The organism is Lachnoclostridium sp. An76 (genome assembly GCF_002161355.1).
Classification (GTDB): domain Bacteria; phylum Bacillota; class Clostridia; order Lachnospirales; family Lachnospiraceae; genus Mediterraneibacter; species Mediterraneibacter caccavium.
The window spans coordinates 432,851-451,181 of the sequence record NZ_NFHL01000002.1; the positions used below are offsets into that span (position 1 = coordinate 432,851).

The 18,331-nt window shown below is 53.3% G+C and carries 16 protein-coding genes and 1 pseudogene; 2 read left to right on the forward strand and 15 right to left on the reverse strand.

What is annotated here, in order from left to right; all coding sequences use genetic code 11:
- Positions 1 to 108: 108 nt before the first annotated feature.
- The 6 genes from B5G27_RS06125 to yfcE all read right to left on the reverse strand — a co-directional run bounded on the left by B5G27_RS06125 (position 109) and on the right by yfcE (position 5,850).
- Positions 109 to 633 (reverse strand): transcription repressor NadR, encoded by a 525-nt coding sequence (locus B5G27_RS06125; protein ID WP_087178172.1) that lies wholly within the window; start codon positions 631 to 633, stop codon positions 109 to 111.
- Positions 634 to 727: 94 nt separating this feature from the next.
- Entirely contained in the window at positions 728 to 1,579 is an 852-nt protein-coding gene (gene nadC / locus B5G27_RS06130; protein ID WP_087178033.1) for a carboxylating nicotinate-nucleotide diphosphorylase, read from the reverse strand.
- Entirely contained in the window at positions 1,576 to 3,027 is a 1,452-nt protein-coding gene (locus B5G27_RS06135; protein ID WP_087178173.1) for an FAD-binding protein, read from the reverse strand. Before B5G27_RS06135 ends, nadC begins: the two co-directional genes overlap by 4 nt.
- A gap of 60 nt (positions 3,028 to 3,087) precedes the next feature.
- Complete coding sequence (gene nadA, locus B5G27_RS06140; protein WP_087178034.1) at positions 3,088 to 4,023, reverse strand: quinolinate synthase NadA; 936 nt, start codon at positions 4,021 to 4,023, stop codon at positions 3,088 to 3,090.
- A 250-nt stretch (positions 4,024 to 4,273) separates the two neighbouring features.
- Positions 4,274 to 5,242, reverse strand: a complete 969-nt coding sequence (locus tag B5G27_RS06145) for an NYN domain-containing protein (RefSeq protein ID WP_087178035.1) — start codon at positions 5,240 to 5,242, stop codon at positions 4,274 to 4,276.
- Positions 5,218 to 5,850, reverse strand: coding sequence for a phosphodiesterase (yfcE, locus tag B5G27_RS06150; protein WP_087178036.1), 633 nt, complete (start codon positions 5,848 to 5,850; stop codon positions 5,218 to 5,220). The genes B5G27_RS06145 and yfcE overlap by 25 nt, the downstream gene beginning before the upstream one ends.
- 233 nt (positions 5,851 to 6,083) lie before the next feature.
- On the opposite strand from yfcE, the gene B5G27_RS06155 reads away from it, so the two are divergent.
- Positions 6,084 to 6,677: a 50S ribosomal protein L25 gene (locus B5G27_RS06155; RefSeq protein ID WP_087178037.1), complete on the forward strand. Its 594-nt coding sequence runs from the start codon at positions 6,084 to 6,086 to the stop codon at positions 6,675 to 6,677.
- A 290-nt stretch (positions 6,678 to 6,967) separates the two neighbouring features.
- Here the strand turns inward: B5G27_RS06155 and B5G27_RS06160 are convergent, their stop codons facing one another.
- Positions 6,968 to 8,266: an alpha-amylase family glycosyl hydrolase gene (locus tag B5G27_RS06160; protein WP_242958246.1), complete on the reverse strand. Its 1,299-nt coding sequence runs from the start codon at positions 8,264 to 8,266 to the stop codon at positions 6,968 to 6,970.
- A gap of 2 nt (positions 8,267 to 8,268) precedes the next feature.
- A pseudogene (locus tag B5G27_RS06165) lies at positions 8,269 to 8,574 on the reverse strand (glucose PTS transporter subunit EIIB); the annotation flags it as partial.
- A gap of 140 nt (positions 8,575 to 8,714) precedes the next feature.
- On the opposite strand from B5G27_RS06165, the gene treR reads away from it, so the two are divergent.
- Positions 8,715 to 9,440 carry a trehalose operon repressor gene (treR, locus tag B5G27_RS06170; RefSeq protein WP_087178039.1) on the forward strand — a complete coding sequence of 242 codons (726 nt, stop codon included), beginning with the start codon at positions 8,715 to 8,717 and terminating at the stop codon, positions 9,438 to 9,440.
- Here the strand turns inward: treR and B5G27_RS06175 are convergent.
- The 7 genes from B5G27_RS06175 to B5G27_RS06205 all read right to left on the reverse strand — a co-directional run bounded on the left by B5G27_RS06175 (position 9,331) and on the right by B5G27_RS06205 (position 18,322).
- Positions 9,331 to 11,367: a DUF975 family protein gene (locus B5G27_RS06175; RefSeq protein ID WP_242958247.1), complete on the reverse strand. Its 2,037-nt coding sequence runs from the start codon at positions 11,365 to 11,367 to the stop codon at positions 9,331 to 9,333. The two genes, treR and B5G27_RS06175, sit on opposite strands and share 110 nt — an antisense overlap.
- Before the next feature lie 181 nt (positions 11,368 to 11,548).
- Positions 11,549 to 12,952: an MATE family efflux transporter gene (locus B5G27_RS06180; protein WP_087178175.1), complete on the reverse strand. Its 1,404-nt coding sequence runs from the start codon at positions 12,950 to 12,952 to the stop codon at positions 11,549 to 11,551.
- A 151-nt stretch (positions 12,953 to 13,103) separates the two neighbouring features.
- Complete coding sequence (locus tag B5G27_RS06185) at positions 13,104 to 13,715, reverse strand: MFS transporter (protein ID WP_242958248.1); 612 nt, start codon at positions 13,713 to 13,715, stop codon at positions 13,104 to 13,106.
- A gap of 149 nt (positions 13,716 to 13,864) precedes the next feature.
- Positions 13,865 to 14,116, reverse strand: coding sequence for a hypothetical protein (locus B5G27_RS06190; protein ID WP_087178040.1), 252 nt, complete (start codon positions 14,114 to 14,116; stop codon positions 13,865 to 13,867).
- 69 nt (positions 14,117 to 14,185) lie between these two features.
- Positions 14,186 to 15,679 carry a glycoside hydrolase family 32 protein gene (locus tag B5G27_RS06195; RefSeq protein WP_087178176.1) on the reverse strand — a complete coding sequence of 498 codons (1,494 nt, stop codon included), beginning with the start codon at positions 15,677 to 15,679 and terminating at the stop codon, positions 14,186 to 14,188.
- A gap of 22 nt (positions 15,680 to 15,701) precedes the next feature.
- A complete protein-coding gene (locus tag B5G27_RS06200; RefSeq protein WP_087178041.1) occupies positions 15,702 to 17,408 on the reverse strand; it encodes an extracellular solute-binding protein in 1,707 nt (568 codons plus the stop codon).
- A 14-nt stretch (positions 17,409 to 17,422) separates the two neighbouring features.
- Complete coding sequence (locus B5G27_RS06205) at positions 17,423 to 18,322, reverse strand: carbohydrate ABC transporter permease (protein WP_206608980.1); 900 nt, start codon at positions 18,320 to 18,322, stop codon at positions 17,423 to 17,425.
- Positions 18,323 to 18,331: the final 9 nt, after the last annotated feature.

Genomic DNA, 18,331 nt, shown 5'->3' on the forward strand with positions numbered 1-18,331 from the left:
CTGGCCGCCTTTTTTCTAATCATTGTAAAACAAAAGCAGACTCCGTGCAAGAAAAAGACACTGTCCGCGGCTTATACTATTCTACCGCTTACAGTGTCCCCCGTCCCATCACGCTCTTTCTTTTTTCTCTTCTACGAGGAATCCCTTCTCCCTCAGCATTTCACCGATCAGATCCAGCGTCTCCTCGCTGTCCGCTTCCACAGTGTGATAATGATATCCTGAAGTGATATTTTTCAGCGGGCTTGACTTTCCGCTCCGCAGATCCCGGATAAAGTCCGCTGTCTTCCGCCTGGAAGTGATATTCAGCTCCGCCTCCATATGGCCGTACACCCTGTGGTTCACCATAACATTGCGCACACATCCACCCAGGTCTACGATTGAGTTGAGCTCCTCTTCCACCTGCGCGTCCGTATGCTTTACCTTGAACACCCGGCTGACCGCAGCCGGTTCATTGATGATATACCCCCGGTTTGTAGCCATGATATCATACCCTGCCGCCCGGATCAGCGCGATATCCTGCACGATCACCTGCCGGCTCACGTCATAGGCTGCTGCCAGGCTTTTCCCCGGTACAGGAGTCCTGCTCTCCCTGATCTGTTTTATGATCGCATCTCTTCTCTCGGAACCTGTCATCTGTCTGCCTCCTTCCGGAATCCGGGACCCGCATACAGCTCCCGGCACGGGATCCATATCATCCATATCACGCCGCGGTCCTTCTCCGTCTCTTCTATACAGCATGAAGGTTTTTCATGGAAATGTCAAGTATGGGAGCAGAATGAGTCAGCGCCCCGCTCGAGATATAATCCACTCCGATCTCCGCAAGCCCGGCGATATTCTCTCTGGTCACATTGCCCGAGCACTCTGTCTCAGCACGCCCGTCAATAATGCGCACAGCCTCCTTCATATCTTCCGGGGACATATTGTCAAGCATGATGATATCCGCGCCCGCTTCCACTGCTTCCCGGACCATGTCCAGGTTTTCCACTTCGACCTCGATCTTCCGCACAAAAGGCGCGTACTCTTTCGCCATCCTGACCGCCTGCGCGACTCCGCCTGCCGCGCCGATGTGATTGTCCTTTAACAGTACGCCGTCAGACAGATTGTACCTGTGATTATAGCCGCCGCCCACACGGACCGCGTATTTCTCAAAGATCCTCATGTTCGGCGTCGTCTTCCTTGTGTCCAGAAGTCTGATCCCTGTGCCTTCAAGGAGCGATGCCACAGAATGGGTATACGACGCGATGCCACTCATCCTCTGGAGGAAGTTGAGCGCCACCCGCTCTCCTGAGAGGAGCACCCGGATATCCCCGGACACTCTGCCCATGAGCTGCCCCTTCTTCACTTCGTCTCCGTCCTTGCAGTAAAACTCCGCCTGCGTCCCGCTGTCCAGGAGCTGGAATACTCTCCGGAACACATCCAGCCCGGCGACAATGCCGTCCTCCTTGCAGATCAGGTCCACTTCCCCGCGGACCGCTTCCTTCATCACTGCATTCGTGCTTACATCCTCGCTTGAAATATCTTCCTTCAGCGCTTCCAGGATCAGGTGGTCCGCCTGGAGCGTCATTGTGATCTGATTCATGCTATATCCTCTCTTTCATGTACTGTGTCTGGATCTGAATGTCCTGTATCTGAATATTCCACACCTGAATGTACTTTATCCGAAACCGTCCAGCCCCTGTCCCGGCAGATCTTATCCGCTGCCCTGCGGGCAAATACAAGACTCTCCAGGAGCGAATTGCTGGCGAGGCGGTTTGCGCCGTGGACGCCGTTGCAGCTCGTCTCCCCCGCGGCGTACAGATGTTCCATGGACGTCCGGCTGTCGCTGTCCACCCAGATGCCGCCCATAAAATAATGCTGCGCCGGGACAACCGGGATCGGTTCCTTTGTAACGTCATACCCTTCTTCCAGACAGTGCCGGTAAATATTCGGAAAATGCTTCAGGATCTTTTCCTTATCGATCCCTGCCATGGACAGCCAGACATGGTCTGTACCGTCCTTTTTCATCTGCTCCCGGATCGCCGCGGTCACCACATCGCGGGGCAGGAGCTCGTTGACGAACCGCTCGCCGTCTTTATTGAGAAGGACTGCGCCTTCTCCGCGCACAGACTCAGAGATCAGGAATCTCCGCCCCGGCTTCTTCGAATACAGCGTAGTCGGATGGATCTGTACATAATCCAGATGTTCCAGCCGGATGCCGTGCTTCTTCGCGATCGTCAGGGCGTCCCCGGTCAGATGCGGGAAATTCGTGGAGTGCTCATACCTGCCTCCGATCCCGCCGGTGGCGAGGATGGTATCCTTGGCATAAATCCGGATCCGCTTCCGCGCAGAAGGCTGCCCGGCGTGATCCTGCCCTGTGGCTTCCCTCTCCGCGCCTCTCTCCGTCTCCTCCGCAATGATCCCCCTGCATCTGCCGTTGCTGACGATGATGTCCGTCATAGCAGTATACTCCCGGATCTCTACGTTATCAAGCTCACGCACCCGGGCGAGGAGCCTGCTTGTGATCTCTTTTCCTGTCACATCCTCATGGAAAAGGATGCGCGGCCTTGAGTGCGCTCCCTCTCTTGTGAATGCATAGCCCCTGAGCAGCCCTTCTTTTTCTGTATCCTGCTCCGCTTCCCGCCCGCTCCCGGCCGGCGGATCTCCGGCTTTGGGATCTCCATCTTTCAGATTCCCGTTATTTTCATCCTCACCTGCCGTATCTGACATCGCGCGCTGGAACTCTACACCGTATCCGATCAGGTCCCGGATCACGGACTGGGAACTCCGGATCATGATATCCACGGACTCCTTTCGGTTCTCATAGTGCCCGGCTCTCATCGTGTCTTCAAAATAACTGCTGTAATCTTCCTCATTTCTGAGCACACAGATCCCGCCCTGCGCGAGGAAGGAATCACTGCTCTCCACATCGGACTTTGTGATCATGATGATCTTTTTGTCCCGCGGCAGGTTCAGCGCGCTGTAAAGCCCCGCCACACCGGTCCCCGCGATCACGACATCCGCATATTCTTTTCTTTCTTCTGTGTCCATCCTTACTGCCTCTTTTCTTATAATCACTGTCCCCGCCGGCTTCCGCGGGGCGGTCATCTGTTATCCTCTGGCCGGTCCTGCTGTCTGCTTTGTTCCCGCCAGTTCAAGCATCCGCGCCAGAGGCCTTTTCGCCTCCTTGCGGACATTTCCGGTGACATCCATCTCATTTTCCCCGGTCTTCAGCACATGGAGCACCTTTTCAAGTATGATCAGCTTCATATCCATGCACACGGGCTCTGTCTGCGTAAAATAAAATCTCTTCTGAGGATATCTCTTCTCCAGTTCATACCGGACGCCGTTTTCCGTGCACACGATAAACTCCTCCGCACTGCTCTCTCCCGCGTATCTGATAATACCGGATGTACTGCCCACATAGTCTGACATCCTGCAGAGCGCTTCCGTGCATTCCGGGTGGGTCAGCACTTCCGCGCCCGGATGCTCTGCCTTCGCCTTCTGAACTTCTTCCGGGGAGATCTGTTCATGGACCGGGCAGCACCCTTCATTAAAGATAAAATGCTTCTCCGGCACCTGCTCCGCCACGAACCGCGCCAGATTTCGGTCCGGGATAAAGAAGATATCCCGGTTCGGCAGCGCCCGCACGATATCCACTGCATTCGCGGACGTCACACAGACGTCAGAATACCGCTTTAACTCTGCCGTGGAATTGATATAGCATACCACCGCCAGATCGTCATACTGCTCTCTCATGCGGCGGATCGTCTCCGCGTCCGCCATATGCGCCATGGCACAGTCCGCGCACGGGTCCGGCATGAGCACCGTTTTATCCGGGTTCAGGATCTTCGCGCTCTCGCCCATGAAGGACACCCCGCAGAACACGATTGTCTGCTGTTCGAGCCCCACTGCCATTTTGCTCAGGTAATAAGAATCGCCTATATAATCTGCAATTTCCTGCACCTCGTCCGGCACATAGTAGTGAGCCAGGATCACTGCGTTCTTCTCCCTTTTTAATTGTTCGATCTCTTCCTTAACCGTCATATGTACACCTCTTTTTCCACTCATGGTGCCCATTATAGCATCTGGTTTTGCATGTGACAAGACAGATGAATTTACAAAAATTTCACAGCGGGCAGGGTCTTTTTGTCACTATTGCGCAAAAAAGCCGTACCAGCGCTGTCCCCCTTTACGGAAGCCCGCCGCTGATACGGCTTTCTCCTCCCGGCCTTCTGGCAGTCTCTGCCTGCCGGGATGTTTTTCTTTTTTCTCACTTATTTGCTATCCATGACTCTCATTCATCGCTCATATATACGGCCCTTGTCCGCTCTCCGTCTTCCACGATCTGCACATTCGGGAAGCTCTGGATATACTGCTTGAACTGGGAGAAACCATAATCCCTAACCTTGAAGTTCCCGAACCGGGCGCGGATCCGGTTGCCCAGGGAACCGAGAGAGATCCCGTATCTCCCGTTCGCCTGGATCTGCCGGAGGATATATTCCTCCACCATCTCCTGCCTGCTCTTATCCTCGTAGAGCGTGACTGACACTTTCGTCCCTTCCTGGATGAGCTTCAGCTTGGGCAGGGTCTCCAGGAATTTAGACAGCAGGCTGTAACCGTAACGGCGCACATCGAAATCCGGATACAGCTTGACCAGACGGCTGCCGACTTCCCCGAGCCCGGTCTCCCTGTCATTGTTCTGGTTCTCCGTAATGATCTTGACCACAGCCTCCTCGATCTGTTCCTTGGACGCAGCAGTGTCCTTTTTCCGTTCCTTCCCATGGTGCTGATGGGGTGTCCCTTTTTCTTCCTTCTCGTCCTTGTCTGTATTATCTTCGAGCAGGAGCTCCAGCACGGTAAAGATATCGCACGCCTTGCGGAAGGGTGACGGCGTCTTGTCCTCGCCCATGCCGATCACTGTCTTTCCGCTCTCCCTTAACCGGCTCGCCAGCTTCGTAAAGTCGCTGTCGCTGGACACCAGGCAGAATCCTTCCAGCTCGCTCGTATAGAGCATGTCCATGGCGTCGATGATCATCGCGGAGTCCGTGGCGTTTTTCCCTGTCGTATAGCTGAACTGCTGGATCGGCGTGATGGAATTCTGCAGGAGCTCTTCCTTCCAGCTGGCATTGTTCGTCTTTGTCCAGTCTCCGTAAATCCTCTTGTATGTCACATTGCCGTACTTGGACAGCTCGTCCAGTATGGGCTTGATATATTTTGCAGACACATTGTCCGCGTCGATCAGAAGTGCGAATCGGTCTTCCATGTCATGTATTCCTCCCCCTCAAGATTTTTCCAGATAAATGCTCCGTCCTCCCAGACCATATAGCTGTGGGCGGAGCCTTCTTTCGGTATGGACACAGACCCCGGGTTCAGATATCGGCATGTCCTGCCATTCATATCCAGGATCTCCTCGCACGCCGGGATGTGTGTATGCCCGTTCAGCAGGATATCCCCGTCTTTCAGCGGCGGGAGATGATGCGGGCTGTACACGTGTCCGTGTGTGGCAAATACCGTGGTCAGCCGCAGGCCGTGCCGCCCGGCATCTCCGTCCTCTGTCCCGGATGATCCCGGGGAAGCCGTGCAGGGCAGTTCCAGCAGGCAGTATTCCGCCATGATGGGGAAATCCAGCACCATCTGGTCCACCTCTGTGTCACAGTTTCCCCTCACGCAGAGCAGGTCCTCTTTCAGGGGATTGAGCATGGCAATGACCTCTTTAGGCGCATATCCCTCCGGCAGGTCATTCCTCGGTCCGTGGTACAGGATATCGCCGAGAAGGAGCAGCCGCTGCGCACCTTCCCTCTCATATGCGCGGAGCATCTGTCCGCAGTACAAGGCGGAGCCGTGGATATCTGACGCGATCATAAGTTTCATCTATATAAACCTCCTTGATTTTCCTTGTTCCATTATATCTGCCGCGGGAAAATGCGTCAACCGCAGGAACTTTTCACCGCAGGAACTTTTCAGCACTGCGGGAACTTTTTCAACACCCCTTGACAACGGTGCTATAGTATAAGTGTAGCAAGGAAATACACTTAACAAAACCTCTTTGTTATGGCAAAGTTGAAGGCTGCTAAGCGTGATTCAGTGATTGGAGGAAAAGATAAATGAATACTTTAAAAGCTGAAAAAAGAGACATGACGATCAAAGCCAAAAAACTTAGACGCGAAGGATTTGTTACAGGCAATCTTTTCGGGCGCGAGATGAAAGAGTCCATCCCTCTTAAGATGGAAAAAGGCGCTGTGGAACGCCTGCTCAAAGACGAGGGCAAAGGCGGAAGGGTACGCCTCGAGGTAGAGGGCGAAGCCTATGACGCCCTGATCAAAGAAGTAGATTACAACCCGCTCAAAGGCTGGGTTGATGAGATTGATTTCCAGGCGCTGGTCAGCACGGAGAAGGTACACTCATCCGCTGAGATCCACCTGGTAAATGCGGACAAGCTGGCCGCGGGAGTTCCGCAGCAGATGCTCCATGAAGTAGAATTTAAGGCTCTGCCCGCCGCTCTGGTCGAGAAGATCGAGCTGGATATCGGCGACCTGAAAGTCGGCGACACGATCCGCGTGAAAGACCTTGATATCGCAAAGGATAAAGACGTAGATCTGAGCACGGACCTGGAGACAACCGTTGTCACTGTCACAGAAGTCCGCGGCGCGGCTGCTGATGCAGAGGCGGAAGAAACTGAGGAAGAGGCGGCGGAATAACAGGCCGGGAAATCGGATAGACCGGGAAGCCGGTCGCTGCTGAAAGAGTCCGGTTATGAAAAGAAGCCCTCTCTCATAAGGATAGAAATGACATTCAAAAAAGGGACTGTGTGGAAATTTCTGTTTCCGCGCAGTCCCTTTTGTATGCATAAGATTTGAAGTTAATCCCGCTTTCCTACTCTTCTCCCGTCACTTCCCGATAAGCATCTGAGCCGGCATCCTCCCACGCCAACCTACGCCAAAGCGGTGAACTGCAGCTCCAACTGCAGTTCACCGCCCGTACTTTGTTCTTATTTATACCACACAGCGGCCTCATAAGGCTTCAGCACCATCGCTGCGCCCTCCGTCGTTTCTTCTCCCTGATAATTTCCGAGCACCTTGCGGAATCCTTCCAGCTCAGGCGCGCCTTTCCACGTATATTCCTTTCCATAGAAATTCGCGATCATGACCAGTTCATGCCCTTCGTATGTCCTGCGGTAAGCGAACACAGACGGGTCATGCTCCGCCAGAGGCTCGATGTCTCCGTAAGCGATCACATCCAGCTCTTTTCTCTGTGCGATAAGCTTCTGATAATAATGGAAGATGGAATCCTCATCCTTCAGCTGGTCAGCCGCATTGACCCTGACATGGTTGCCGTTGACCGCGATCCACGGTTCTGCGCTGTCCTCCGCGGCAAAGCCCGCGTATCTGAAATCATCCCACTGCATCGGCGTGCGCCCGTTGTCCCTGGAGTGCACCTGCACGATGCGCAGCGCGTCTGACGGGGACATGCCCTTGTCCTGGAGGATCTGATAATGGTTTAAGCTCTCCACGTCGCGGAACTGCGAGATGGCCGTGAAATCCGTGTTCGTCATGCCGATTTCCTCGCCCTGGTACACATACGGCGTGCCTCTCAGGCAGTGGATGACCGTTCCCAGCATCTTCGCGGATTCCTTCCAGTATTTCCCTTCGTCTCCGAAACGGGATACTACACGGGGCTGGTCATGGTTGCACCAGAAGACCGCATTCCATGCATTGTGCTCCGCCATCTTTGTCTGCCACTCAAAGAGGATATCCTTCAGCTTCTGGAAATCCGCAGGCACGAGCACCCATTTCTCATTGCCCATAAAATCCACTTTCAGGTGATGGAAGCTGAATACCATGGACAGCTCCCCTGTATCCCGTCCCGCGTACTGATAGCAGTTCTCAATGGATGTGCTGGACATCTCGCCCACAGTCACGATCTCCGCGTCCGTGCCGAATGTCATGTCATGGAGTTCTTTCAGATATTTATGGATGTTAGGGCCGTCCGGTTTCCCCTTGCGGAAGAAAAAGAAATCCTTGTAATATTGATCCCCTTCCATCGCTTTCCGGAACCACTCATGGCGCGTGGACACATGATTGAAAACCATATCAAACATCAGCCCGATGCCGCGCTTATCCGCCTCGGCGATCAGCTCCTCCACGTCAGCCATCGTGCCGTAGCGCGGATCGATATTATAATAATCCTCCACATCATAGCCATTGTCATTCTGCGGCGATACAAAAAACGGCGTCAGCCAGATATAGTCAGCACCAAGCTCTTTGATATAATCCAGCTTCCCGATCACCCCACATTTCGGAAGCCCAGTACAAGACCTCCGCAGATCAGGGCCGGGATCAGCGGTGCAAAGATCTCTCCCAGAGCGCCCATGATCTTCTGCACCGGATTCTGGTTCGTCTTTGCCGCCGCCTTCACCGCATCCTTGCTCACGCCCTCGATCCCTGCGTAAGCCGTAAACTCATTGTAAAATGAAGCCACATCATTCCCGATGATGACCTGGTACTGTCCTGCCTGTGTAAATGTCCCTTTTACGCTGGGCAGGTTTTCGATTTCCTCCTCATTCGCCTTCTTCGAGTCGACCAGGACAAAACGCATCCATGCATCTTTGGCGGTTTTATCCAAAAATCCCAGGCAATTTACAGTAAAACTGCCCAATCATTTCTGAGCATTTTCTCTTGATTTTCCTTCTCATCGTTTTATAATAAAAATAGATGTTTAAACAAGGGGTTTTTACTATGCCGAAAGCTATCTATGACCATATTTACAAAGACCTGAAAGAAAAGATCGAGACCGAAGTGTACGCCTACCAGGAGATGCTCCCCTCGGAAAACACGCTCGTCCGGGAGTATGGCTGTTCCCGCAACACCGTGCGCCGGGCGATCGCTGAGCTGACGGCGGACGGCTATGTACAGCCCATGCACGGCAAAGGCGTCCGCAATATTTTCCAGCCGGTGGAGCAGGCAGCCTACACGGTGGGCGGGATCGAGTCCTTCAAGGAATCCTCCATCCGCAATAAAAAACAGGCTTACACCCGGACCCTGCAGTTCACGGACATCACAGCGGACGAAAAGATCGCAAAAAAAACAGGATTCCGCAAAGGAACCCTGCTCCTCTATATCCAGAGGCTCCGTTTCCTGAACGGGATCCCTCTGATCCTGGACCACAATTATTTTCTGAAAGACGCTGTCCCCGGGCTCACCCCGGAGATCGCCTCCCAGTCTGTCTACGAGTACCTGGAAGGCACCGTGGGGCTTACCATTGCCACCAGCAAGCGGACCCTCACCGTAGAGCACGTCACCCAGATCGACGAAAAATACATCGACCTGAAAGGCTACAACTGCATGGCCGTCATCACGAGCCAGACCTTTGACGACAATGGGATCCAGTTTGAATACACACAGTCACGGCATCATCCGGACTATTTTCAGTTCCAGGATGTGGCGACGCGAAAGACGCGCTGATATCCGTCACCCCTTTGCCCGCATTGGGATGGATCTGCGAATAGACCGCGTCCGCGAAGAACACGGCCAGGAGCGCAGTGCAAACGATCTTCAGCCGCTTTTCGCTGACCCGGCTCACCAGGTTGTCCGCCATGGGCGCGATGGCATACGTGATCGCCAGCCCTCCGATGCCGAATACAAGGAGTCCCTCCGCGCAGATCCGGCCGTTCAGGTTCAGGAAATACCCGCTGTAATCCCACCACTTCATGCCGCCTGTCACGATCTCCATGACCAGGGAAGTCATATACTCCAGGAATCCGCAGACCACGATCGTAGCGGTAAATTCCAGCGCAGGATTTCTCCGCAGTCGGTACAGGAGCGTAAGGATCAGCACAGACCCTGTCCCGTAGATCGGGAGCCACGGGCCGTGCAGGGCGCCGCGGTTCACGAAATCCCCATAGCTCACCAGGTGCATCCCCACTTCCCACAGCCATCCGAAGAAGGACAGCCCCAGAAAAATCACGATCAGAGACCACACAGAGTAATGGCGCATGTAATTTAATGACTGCACCAGTTTCCGCCGGTTCTCCTCCGGGATCGGATAGAGCCTTACAGGATATGCCTCTCCCTGTGTGTCATCGATGAGTTCATAAACCCTCACCATCTCCGCCTGCCGGCGTTCATACTCCCGTTCTTCCTCCCTGCGCATAAAGAGCACACCGAAATTCCGCGCCAGGAACCCTCTCCAGCCGGTCAGGCCGTTCTTTTCTTCCGGCGCATGGGCCACTACTTCCAGCACGTCCGCATACCGCTCTCTGAGCAGGCTTTCCGCCGGTTTTTCATAGAGATACCTGTCGAAAAGGAGTTCCGCTCCCGGGATGCCCTTCGCCTTTGCCTCCGCCCTGATCGCCGCGTAATACTGCGTAAACGCCGCCGTCTTATAAGGATTGGTAAAGAGCACGTTGAAAACGCCCATCGTCAGCAGGCCCAGGAACTCCCAGCCGAGAAAGGACATTTCAAAGACAAAACACTCCCACTTGTGCCCTTTCATCATCCGCCGTGACAGAGTGACCGCCTGACGCGCGGTCATATCCGGATTCTCCGCCACGATATACGGCACAAGATAATACGAGTAATGCTTTACCGCGATCCCCACGATCGTCAGGCACCACAGAGAATAAAACACATATTTCACAAACATCGTCCAGGAAGCTTTCATCCATTTCTTTACCCGGAGCAGGAATACGAACCGCTGTGTTGTCACCCGGTCATAGAGGAGGCCTTCCATAAAAACTCTCCTTATAACTACAGGGAACGTATTCTGGACCAGGAACCAGAAAAAGAACATCAGCAGCGCTCCCAGCACGATCAGGATCATAACGCCCGCATTTTCCGAGCCCGTGACCGAGGCGATCGCCGCCACTGCCGTCACGATAATGGATCCGGATGTGACCTGGTTCACAATGCCTGAGAACACGCCTCTTGTGCGCCCGAAGGCAGGATTTCCGCTGTTCGCGTGCTCGATCGCATTCTCCTTGATCTGCTCTGACATCTCTCTGCCCATCTGGGTATCCCCTTCCGCGATAGTCCGGAGCACATCCGCCCAGCCGATGCTGCGCATATTTGTCTTCACATTATAACTTCCCCCGCCGCTCAGATCATCCCCGATCTGTTCGTATGTCTGCTCATACGTCTGCGCCGAAGAAAAATTCAGCGAGCTCCTGAACTCCGCTGTCAGGAACGCGGCGATCAGACAGGCTGCCACAAAAATAAAGTAGTGCTTTTTCAGGGATGCCTTCCCCTGCTTTTTCATCTGTTTTCTCGTCATCTTCTGTTTCTGCCGGCACCCGGCCCCTGCCCGTGCCTCTCCTTCCTTAACATTCAAACCTTTCTCATGCCCCGCATTTTCCAGAGCGTACACCGCCGCTCCGGCTGCGCCGATGACCACATGCCCGTGAATTTATCCGCGATCCACATATGATCTTCTCCACATCCTGTTTCCCTTACCAATTAAAAAGAGTCTGGGAAATTTTACATTTTCCAGACTTTTTCAGTTTCTGATCTGATCATTCCTGATACATTATAATCCATGGCCAGGCGTTTCGTCTATATTGTTTTGGGATTTATTTTTAAGATCCCGTCCGGATCTTTGCCAGGATCTTCTTAAACTGGACCGTAAACAGGATCGCCGTAAACGTCACAGCGAACAGATCCGCGATCGGTTCCGCCATATATACAGCCAGCGTCTGATCGGACCTTATGATCTGCGGCATAATGTAAATGAGCGGGATCAAAAGGACAAACTTCCTCATCACCGCGACAACGATCGACTCTACCGCCTTTCCAAGCGCGTTGAATGTCATCTGGCACGCCATCTGTATCCCGAAAAGGAACATGGACGCCATATAGATCCTCAGCGCTGTCCCGGTGTAGTCCATCAGCTCCGCGTCTGATGTAAACATGGCTGCAAATCCTCCCGGGAACAGCATGACAAGCAGCCACAGAAGAGCAGCATACGTCATGCTGACCTTCAGGAGCAGCTTAAACGCAGACCGCACCCTGGCCGTATCCCCGGCTCCGTAACAATAGCTGATGATCGGCTGGGCGCCCTGCCCCAGTCCCTGGAGCGGGAGCATCGCAAACTGCATCACACTCGTAAGGATCGTCATCGCTCCCACCGCGATATCGCCGCCGTATTTCTGGAGAGAGCTGTTAAAGCACACGGAGATCACACTCTCGCTGGCCTGCATGATAAACGTCGCCACACCAAGGGCAAGGCAGGGCAGGATGATCTTCGGCGTAAGCCCCAGGTTCTTTTTTCTGATCTTCAGGAACGTCCTCTTCCCGCACAGGAAGCTTACCACCCAGATACAGGAAAGCGCCTGGGAAATGATCGTCGCGAGTGCCGCTCCCTTCACATCCATATCAAGGCCAAAGATAAAGATCGGGTCCAGGATGATATTTGCAACCGCACCGATCAGTACCGAGAGCATCCCTGTCTTCGCAAATCCCTGGGCCGTGATAAATGCATTCATCCCGAGAGTGATCTCCACGAAGATCGTCCCCAGGGCATAGATATTCATATAGGACACACCGTACCCGATCGTGTTCTCGCTGGCCCCGAACGCCATGAGGAAATCCCGGTTCCAGATCAGCAGCACTGCAGTTAATACAACGGAAATAATGATCTGCAGTACAAAGCAGTTCCCAAGTGTCTTTTCCGCTGATCCCTTATCTTTCTTTCCCATAAAGATCGACGCGCGGGGCGCGCCGCCGTATCCGACGAGCGCCGCGAATGCGGAAACGATCATGATCAGCGGCATGCATACGCCCACTCCCGTCAGCGCGGTCGCGCCGATATCCGGGATATGCCCGATGTAGATCCTGTCCACGATATTGTACAGCATATTGATCAGCTGGGCTGCCACTGTGGGCAGAGCCAGCTTAAGGAGCAGTTTTCCCAGGGGCTCTGTCCTCAGGAACTCCTTATCCTGGGCTGCCCCGCTCTCGCTCCGGTTACTGTCTGTCTGCATTTCTGCCGGTTTTCGTCCTGTCTGCTTTTCTTCTGTCTGTTTTTGCCCTGTCTTTGTCATGATTTTCCCCTGAGAAGCCGTTTTTAAAGAAACTTATTTTACAAAAGGCATTATAACACCCCGGTCCAATATGTCAAGAAACGCCCCTGGCTCATTCACAGCCCCTGTCCGCTTTGTCGATCCTGCGGTATGCGATCTCCAGTAAGATCAGATTCAGGAAGGCAAACACTGCCAGATACAGGGGCATGATCCATATGCCAAATGTTTGCTGCAGCCCGCCAAAGACCAGAGAGCCAAACGAGGCAATAAGCCCATCGCTCATTCCCTGTTTTGTTCCCGCGAAATAGCTTGATGTCCACAAAAAGCTGGTTGTCTCTCCCGCGCAGTAAGAGAAAAAAGCGGTCAGTGGCAGGGAAAGGATACAGACAGCAAGGATTCCGATCTGGACATATGCCGTCCACCGGTATCCTTCATTCCAATGCGCATATTTCAGCGCCAGCGCCATAAGATTCGGGCTGATGATCGCTCCCAGTCCATAAAAACAGTGCAGAAAATTCATCACGGAAGACGGATAATTATTTGCAACATAATGGTTGAGCGCAGCATCAACAGAACCCGCTCCCAATCCATATGGAACCGCGAACAAAAACAACATCCAGTACTGTCCGGCAAAAGAAAAGCCGAGCAGTCCCACAACTGTCAGGCAGATCGATACGACTACGATCCATTTTGTATGTATCAAAAAGATTTCCTGTTCTGCCATAAAACTGTAACGCCTTCTGACTGTCCCCAGAATACCACACTTCTCCAGGCAGAACAAGTGTTCTTTTTTTCAGGGAACAAAAAATTAAAGGCAATTCATCCCCCGCCTTCGGCAGGGGAATTCTTGCCACCTCTTCGTTACTTTCTCTCTTATTCACGGGTATCGATCGCACCCTCATTTTTATTTCTTTCCCGAACTAATAATTCCAGAATATCGAGCATACGCCGGATTGTCATTTCCCGTTGTTCTATCATTTTTTCCGCAGCTTCGATTCCTGCCTCATCCAAATCTGCCAACTGCTGCAGAGCTGTTTCGAGACCCCCTGATTCATTCAGGATCTTCTCAATCATCTGTAAGATAAAAGTTATCTCCGTTCTTTCGTCAGAGCGCAGATGCTCCATATTCTTTCGCCTCCGTTTCGTCAGTCTCCTATAGCATTCCTATGATAAATTGTCTTTGTCGGATACAGACTATCCTTCAGACACCAGGTCATATTTCACCACGTCCATATTCACTGTTCCGTCTGCGAAGAACGAGATCCCGTCCGCTGCCTGGTCCGTATACATAGTCGCTGTCATGACCTGTTCGCCGTCGTTTACGAAGACTTCCACGCTGAACCGGTCGAGGATCACCCGCAGTTTCAGCTCTCCGCTTGTGCTGTTCACAAGGCTTCGTCTCTGGTGGATGATCGCCCTTCTGGAACCGGAGAATTTCCGGTCTACCTTGAGGACCGACTCGTGGGGGCGGAAGCTGACCGCTGTCTGGTACTTCTCATCCTGGGCGAAGCGCAGGGCGAACTTCTGATACAGCTTCTCTCCGTCCGCCGGACGCAGGGTCAGTTCCATGTCCACTTTTCTCCCCCTGATCCCGTTCAGGCTGATCACGTCGGAGAATGTGACATTGTGGTATTCCACCTTGTTTCTTCTCATTTCGTCCAGTTCCCGCACCGGTCTCTGGTAAAGACGCCCGTTTTTCAGGAACAGTTCCCGCGGCAGGCTCATCTGGCCGAACCACTTTTCCTCCGGAGCACGGAGATTGCAGGCGTCCCAGTTCTGCATCCAGCCGATCATCACGCGCCTGCCGTCCGGAGTCAGAACTGTCTGGGGCGCATAGAAGTCAATCCCGTAGTCGATCGCCTGGTCATGTTCTTCTGTGAAAGTTCCTGTCTCCTCGTCATACTCTCCGATCAGGCAGAGGGTGCCGTTTCCGTTATGGTATTCAAACCCTTCCGGCAGCATATCCTGGGGGCTTGTCAGCAGGACCCATTTACCGTCCAGCCTGAAGAAATCCGGGCATTCCCACATCTTGCCGAACCGGTTATTGTTCGCGGCGAGCACGCTTTTAAACTTCCACCGAAATCCGTCCGGGCTGGTGTACAAAAGGATCTGCCCGCTTCCGTCCGCCGGCCGGTTACCGACTACGCAGCAGTAGGTGCCGTCTTCCGCCTGCCACATCTTCGGATCCCGGAAGTCATGGACACTGCTTCCTTCCGGGATATCGTTTTTGTCCAGCACCGGATTCCCCGCACACTTCTCATAATCCACGCCGTCGCCCACGGCAAGGCACTGGGTCTGCGTATCGCAGTGTTCTCCATTCTCCTTACGCTCGCGCAGCACTCCGGTGTACATCAGCAGCTGTCTGCCGTCCGGGAGCGTCAACGCGCTCCCGGAAAAGCAGCCGTCCCGGTCGTAAGCCTCGTCCGGCGCCAGAGCTGCCGGGAGATAATCCCAGTGCAGGAAGTCTTTCGTCACCGCGTGTCCCCAGTGCATGGAGTCCCAGTGCGGTGCATATGGGTTGTACTGGTAAAACAGATGGTACTGTCCATTATAATACGAGAATCCATTGGGGTCGTTCATCCAGCCGGTCCGCACTGACAGATGAAAATCCGGGCGTTCCTCCTGCTTTATCATTTTCTCAGATGCCTCTTCGTATTTTCTTGCTTCACGCAGTGTCTGACTTGTCATATCGATCCGATTCCTTTCCTGCTTAGTTTTCTGCCGCAGCCCCAGCAGATCCCGCTTCCATTTCCGCAAGGGATTCCTGATAGCTGTCGAAATATTTCTGCTTGATCTGGAGGTATTCTGACAGGCCGTAATCTTCCATCTTCTGGAGATACTCGTCCCACTCTTCCTCGATGCCGCCGTTTAAGATCCAGTCCGCTTTCTTCTGTTCCGCGTACTTTTTAATATCTGTATCCAGCTGCGACACTCTGTTCGTGTCGTCAATGCTCATAAATACATTCGGGTATACATACTTGCTGTGCATATCGTCCAGATAAACCTCATGCATATTGTCGAGGCGCCACTTCGCATCGTCCGGCTGTGTTACATAGACGTCATAATAGTCGTTCAGCACAGCCAGCGGGCCGTTGACAGACTGCGCCTGGCGCACTTCCACCGGGGAAGCGTCCCCCAGGTCGAGATGTTTGAGCATCGGTTCGCCCTCGGCGTTCGTGCCCATCTCAAAAATGTTATCCGCGTCCTTCTCCCCGTAGGTGCCCCAGTTGTTCTGCGGAGACTGGAGGGGAGCGTACATCTGGTCGATCCATGCCGCCGCAAGAGCCGTATCCCGGCAGCTTGTGGTGAGCACGCATCTTCCGCGGTCAAATCCGCTGGTCTCGCTTCCATTCTGCCTTGTGATATTGACAAGGCCGTCCGGTCCCGCAAGCGCCGGCATCATCACGTAGTCCTCATAGTTGTCGATATTGGCGATATCCCAGGTAAAGCAGAGGCCGTATCTGTGGTTCTTTCCCTTTGCCACATAGGTGGACCACTCCTGAGTAAATGCCTCCGGGTCTACAAGATCCTGTTCGACAAGAGAGTGGAGCCACTCGATCCCTTCCTTATAGCCTTCCTGCACTGCTGTATAGATCACTTCTCCATCGTCTGTCACCGCGAAATGATCTCCGGTATCACCATAGCCTTCCCCGAAGCCGTTGATCAGGATCGCGGGATCCTGGTCGCCGTTGTTGATGATAAACGACATGGGGATCACATCGCCCTCGATATCAAATTCCTCTTCAAGGGCGTCCGCGTTATCGCGGAACGCGATCAGCGCCTGCTCCAGTTCATCCGTTGTAGTCGGCACATCGAGTCCGAGGAAATCCAGCCATTTCTTATTAATATACGGGATATCGCCGATGGCCTGGATCGCTTCTTTGCCTTCGCCCAGCTGCTCGATCCACGGGAACGAGTAGATATGCCCGTCCGGCGCAGTGACCATGGTCCGGTACTCCGGATATTTCTCAAACACAGCCTGAAGATTCGGCATATATTTGTCGATCAGGTTTTCCAGTGGGATGATGATCCCCTGCTTTGCATACCGGAGCAGGTCATAGTCGTTCATGCCCGCCGTGAAAAGTCCATCCGGCAGGTTTCCGAACTGTGCCAGCGCGAGGTTTTTCTTATCTGCAAACTGGTCGTCCACAAAACATGTCCAGTCAATATGTACATTGGTCTGCTCCTCCAGCCTCTGGAAGATCAGCTTGTCATTGGGCTCCTGCGTGGTCGTCGCCGGAGCGCTTGTGATAAACGAAAGTTCTTTCGTCTCTTTGAGCGGAAATGTCACTTCTTCGACCGGGGTATCCGGATCTGTATCCGCAACCTGCGCATTCCCGCCGCTGCACCCGAACAGGGACAGTGTCAATATGAGGGACAGGCCAAGACCTGTCAGTCTCTTGATCCTATTTTTCATCGATTCTCAGCCTCCTAACCTTTTACAGAACCTACCATGATCCCTTTGTCAAAATACTTCTGGAAGAACGGATACATGATCAGAAGCGGAAGGCTCGATACAACGATCGTCGCGTATTTCAAAAGCTCCGCCACCTTTGCCATCTCCGCCGTGCTCTGGATATCCGCGATCATACCCGGCTGAGGAGTATTCTGTACGAGGATCGATCTCAGCACAAGCTGCAGCGGCTGCATATCCGCGTCGTTTAAGTAGATCATGGCATCGAAATAGCTGTTCCACATTCCCACGAAGGACCACAGCGCCAGTACGGCGATGATCGGCTTGCACACCGGCAGCATGATCTTGAAGAAATGCTGGATCTCGCTTGCCCCGTCCAGCGCGGACGCCTCCCTGAGCTCTGTCGGGATCGACTGGAAGTATGTTCTTGCGAGGATCATGTTCCACACGTTGAACGCTCCCGGAAGAAGGATCGCCCAGACCGTATTTACCATGTGCAGGTTATTGATCAGGATGAACGTGGGGATCATACCGCCGCCGAAGAACATCGTGATCACAAAAATAATGTTAAAGAACTTACGTCCTACAAATTCCTTCTTGGACATCGGGTAAGCGGCGAGCAGTGTAACAAATACAGAGATCACTGTAAATGCCGCCGAATAAAAGAATGAGTTGGCGAAGCCCCGCCAGATCATATCATTCTCAAGCACACGCCTGTAAGCGTCCAGCGTCCAGTCCTTAAAGTTGAAGCTCAGCCCCTGATTGTTCAGCACGTTCGGATCCATAAAGGAGGCGAGGACTACGTACACAAGCGGCACAAAGACTGCCAGCACGAACAGGCCGAGCAGTGTATATCCGACGCCGAGAATCACTTTGTCGGATGTCCCGAGTTTCATTTTTCTTCTCGTTTCCATCATCAAATCCCC

What these genes read in the sequence shown, in the direction of transcription:
- B5G27_RS06190 (WP_087178040.1), bottom strand. Translation starts at nt 14,116, where the DNA reads ATGGAGCATCTGCGCTCTGACGAAAGAACGGAGATAACTTTTATCTTA.
- B5G27_RS06195 (WP_087178176.1), bottom strand. Translation starts at nt 15,679, where the DNA reads ATGACAAGTCAGACACTGCGTGAAGCAAGAAAATACGAAGAGGCATCT.
- B5G27_RS06200 (WP_087178041.1), bottom strand. Translation starts at nt 17,408, where the DNA reads ATGAAAAATAGGATCAAGAGACTGACAGGTCTTGGCCTGTCCCTCATA.
- B5G27_RS06155 (WP_087178037.1), top strand. Translation starts at nt 6,084, where the DNA reads ATGAATACTTTAAAAGCTGAAAAAAGAGACATGACGATCAAAGCCAAA.
- treR (WP_087178039.1), top strand. Translation starts at nt 8,715, where the DNA reads ATGCCGAAAGCTATCTATGACCATATTTACAAAGACCTGAAAGAAAAG.
- B5G27_RS06145 (WP_087178035.1), bottom strand. Translation starts at nt 5,242, where the DNA reads ATGGAAGACCGATTCGCACTTCTGATCGACGCGGACAATGTGTCTGCA.
- yfcE (WP_087178036.1), bottom strand. Translation starts at nt 5,850, where the DNA reads ATGAAACTTATGATCGCGTCAGATATCCACGGCTCCGCCTTGTACTGC.
- B5G27_RS06125 (WP_087178172.1), bottom strand. Translation starts at nt 633, where the DNA reads ATGACAGGTTCCGAGAGAAGAGATGCGATCATAAAACAGATCAGGGAG.
- B5G27_RS06135 (WP_087178173.1), bottom strand. Translation starts at nt 3,027, where the DNA reads ATGGACACAGAAGAAAGAAAAGAATATGCGGATGTCGTGATCGCGGGG.
- B5G27_RS06205 (WP_206608980.1), bottom strand. Translation starts at nt 18,322, where the DNA reads ATGATGGAAACGAGAAGAAAAATGAAACTCGGGACATCCGACAAAGTG.
- nadA (WP_087178034.1), bottom strand. Translation starts at nt 4,023, where the DNA reads ATGACGGTTAAGGAAGAGATCGAACAATTAAAAAGGGAGAAGAACGCA.
- B5G27_RS06185 (WP_242958248.1), bottom strand. Translation starts at nt 13,715, where the DNA reads ATGGCAGAACAGGAAATCTTTTTGATACATACAAAATGGATCGTAGTC.
- B5G27_RS06180 (WP_087178175.1), bottom strand. Translation starts at nt 12,952, where the DNA reads ATGCAGACAGACAGTAACCGGAGCGAGAGCGGGGCAGCCCAGGATAAG.
- nadC (WP_087178033.1), bottom strand. Translation starts at nt 1,579, where the DNA reads ATGAATCAGATCACAATGACGCTCCAGGCGGACCACCTGATCCTGGAA.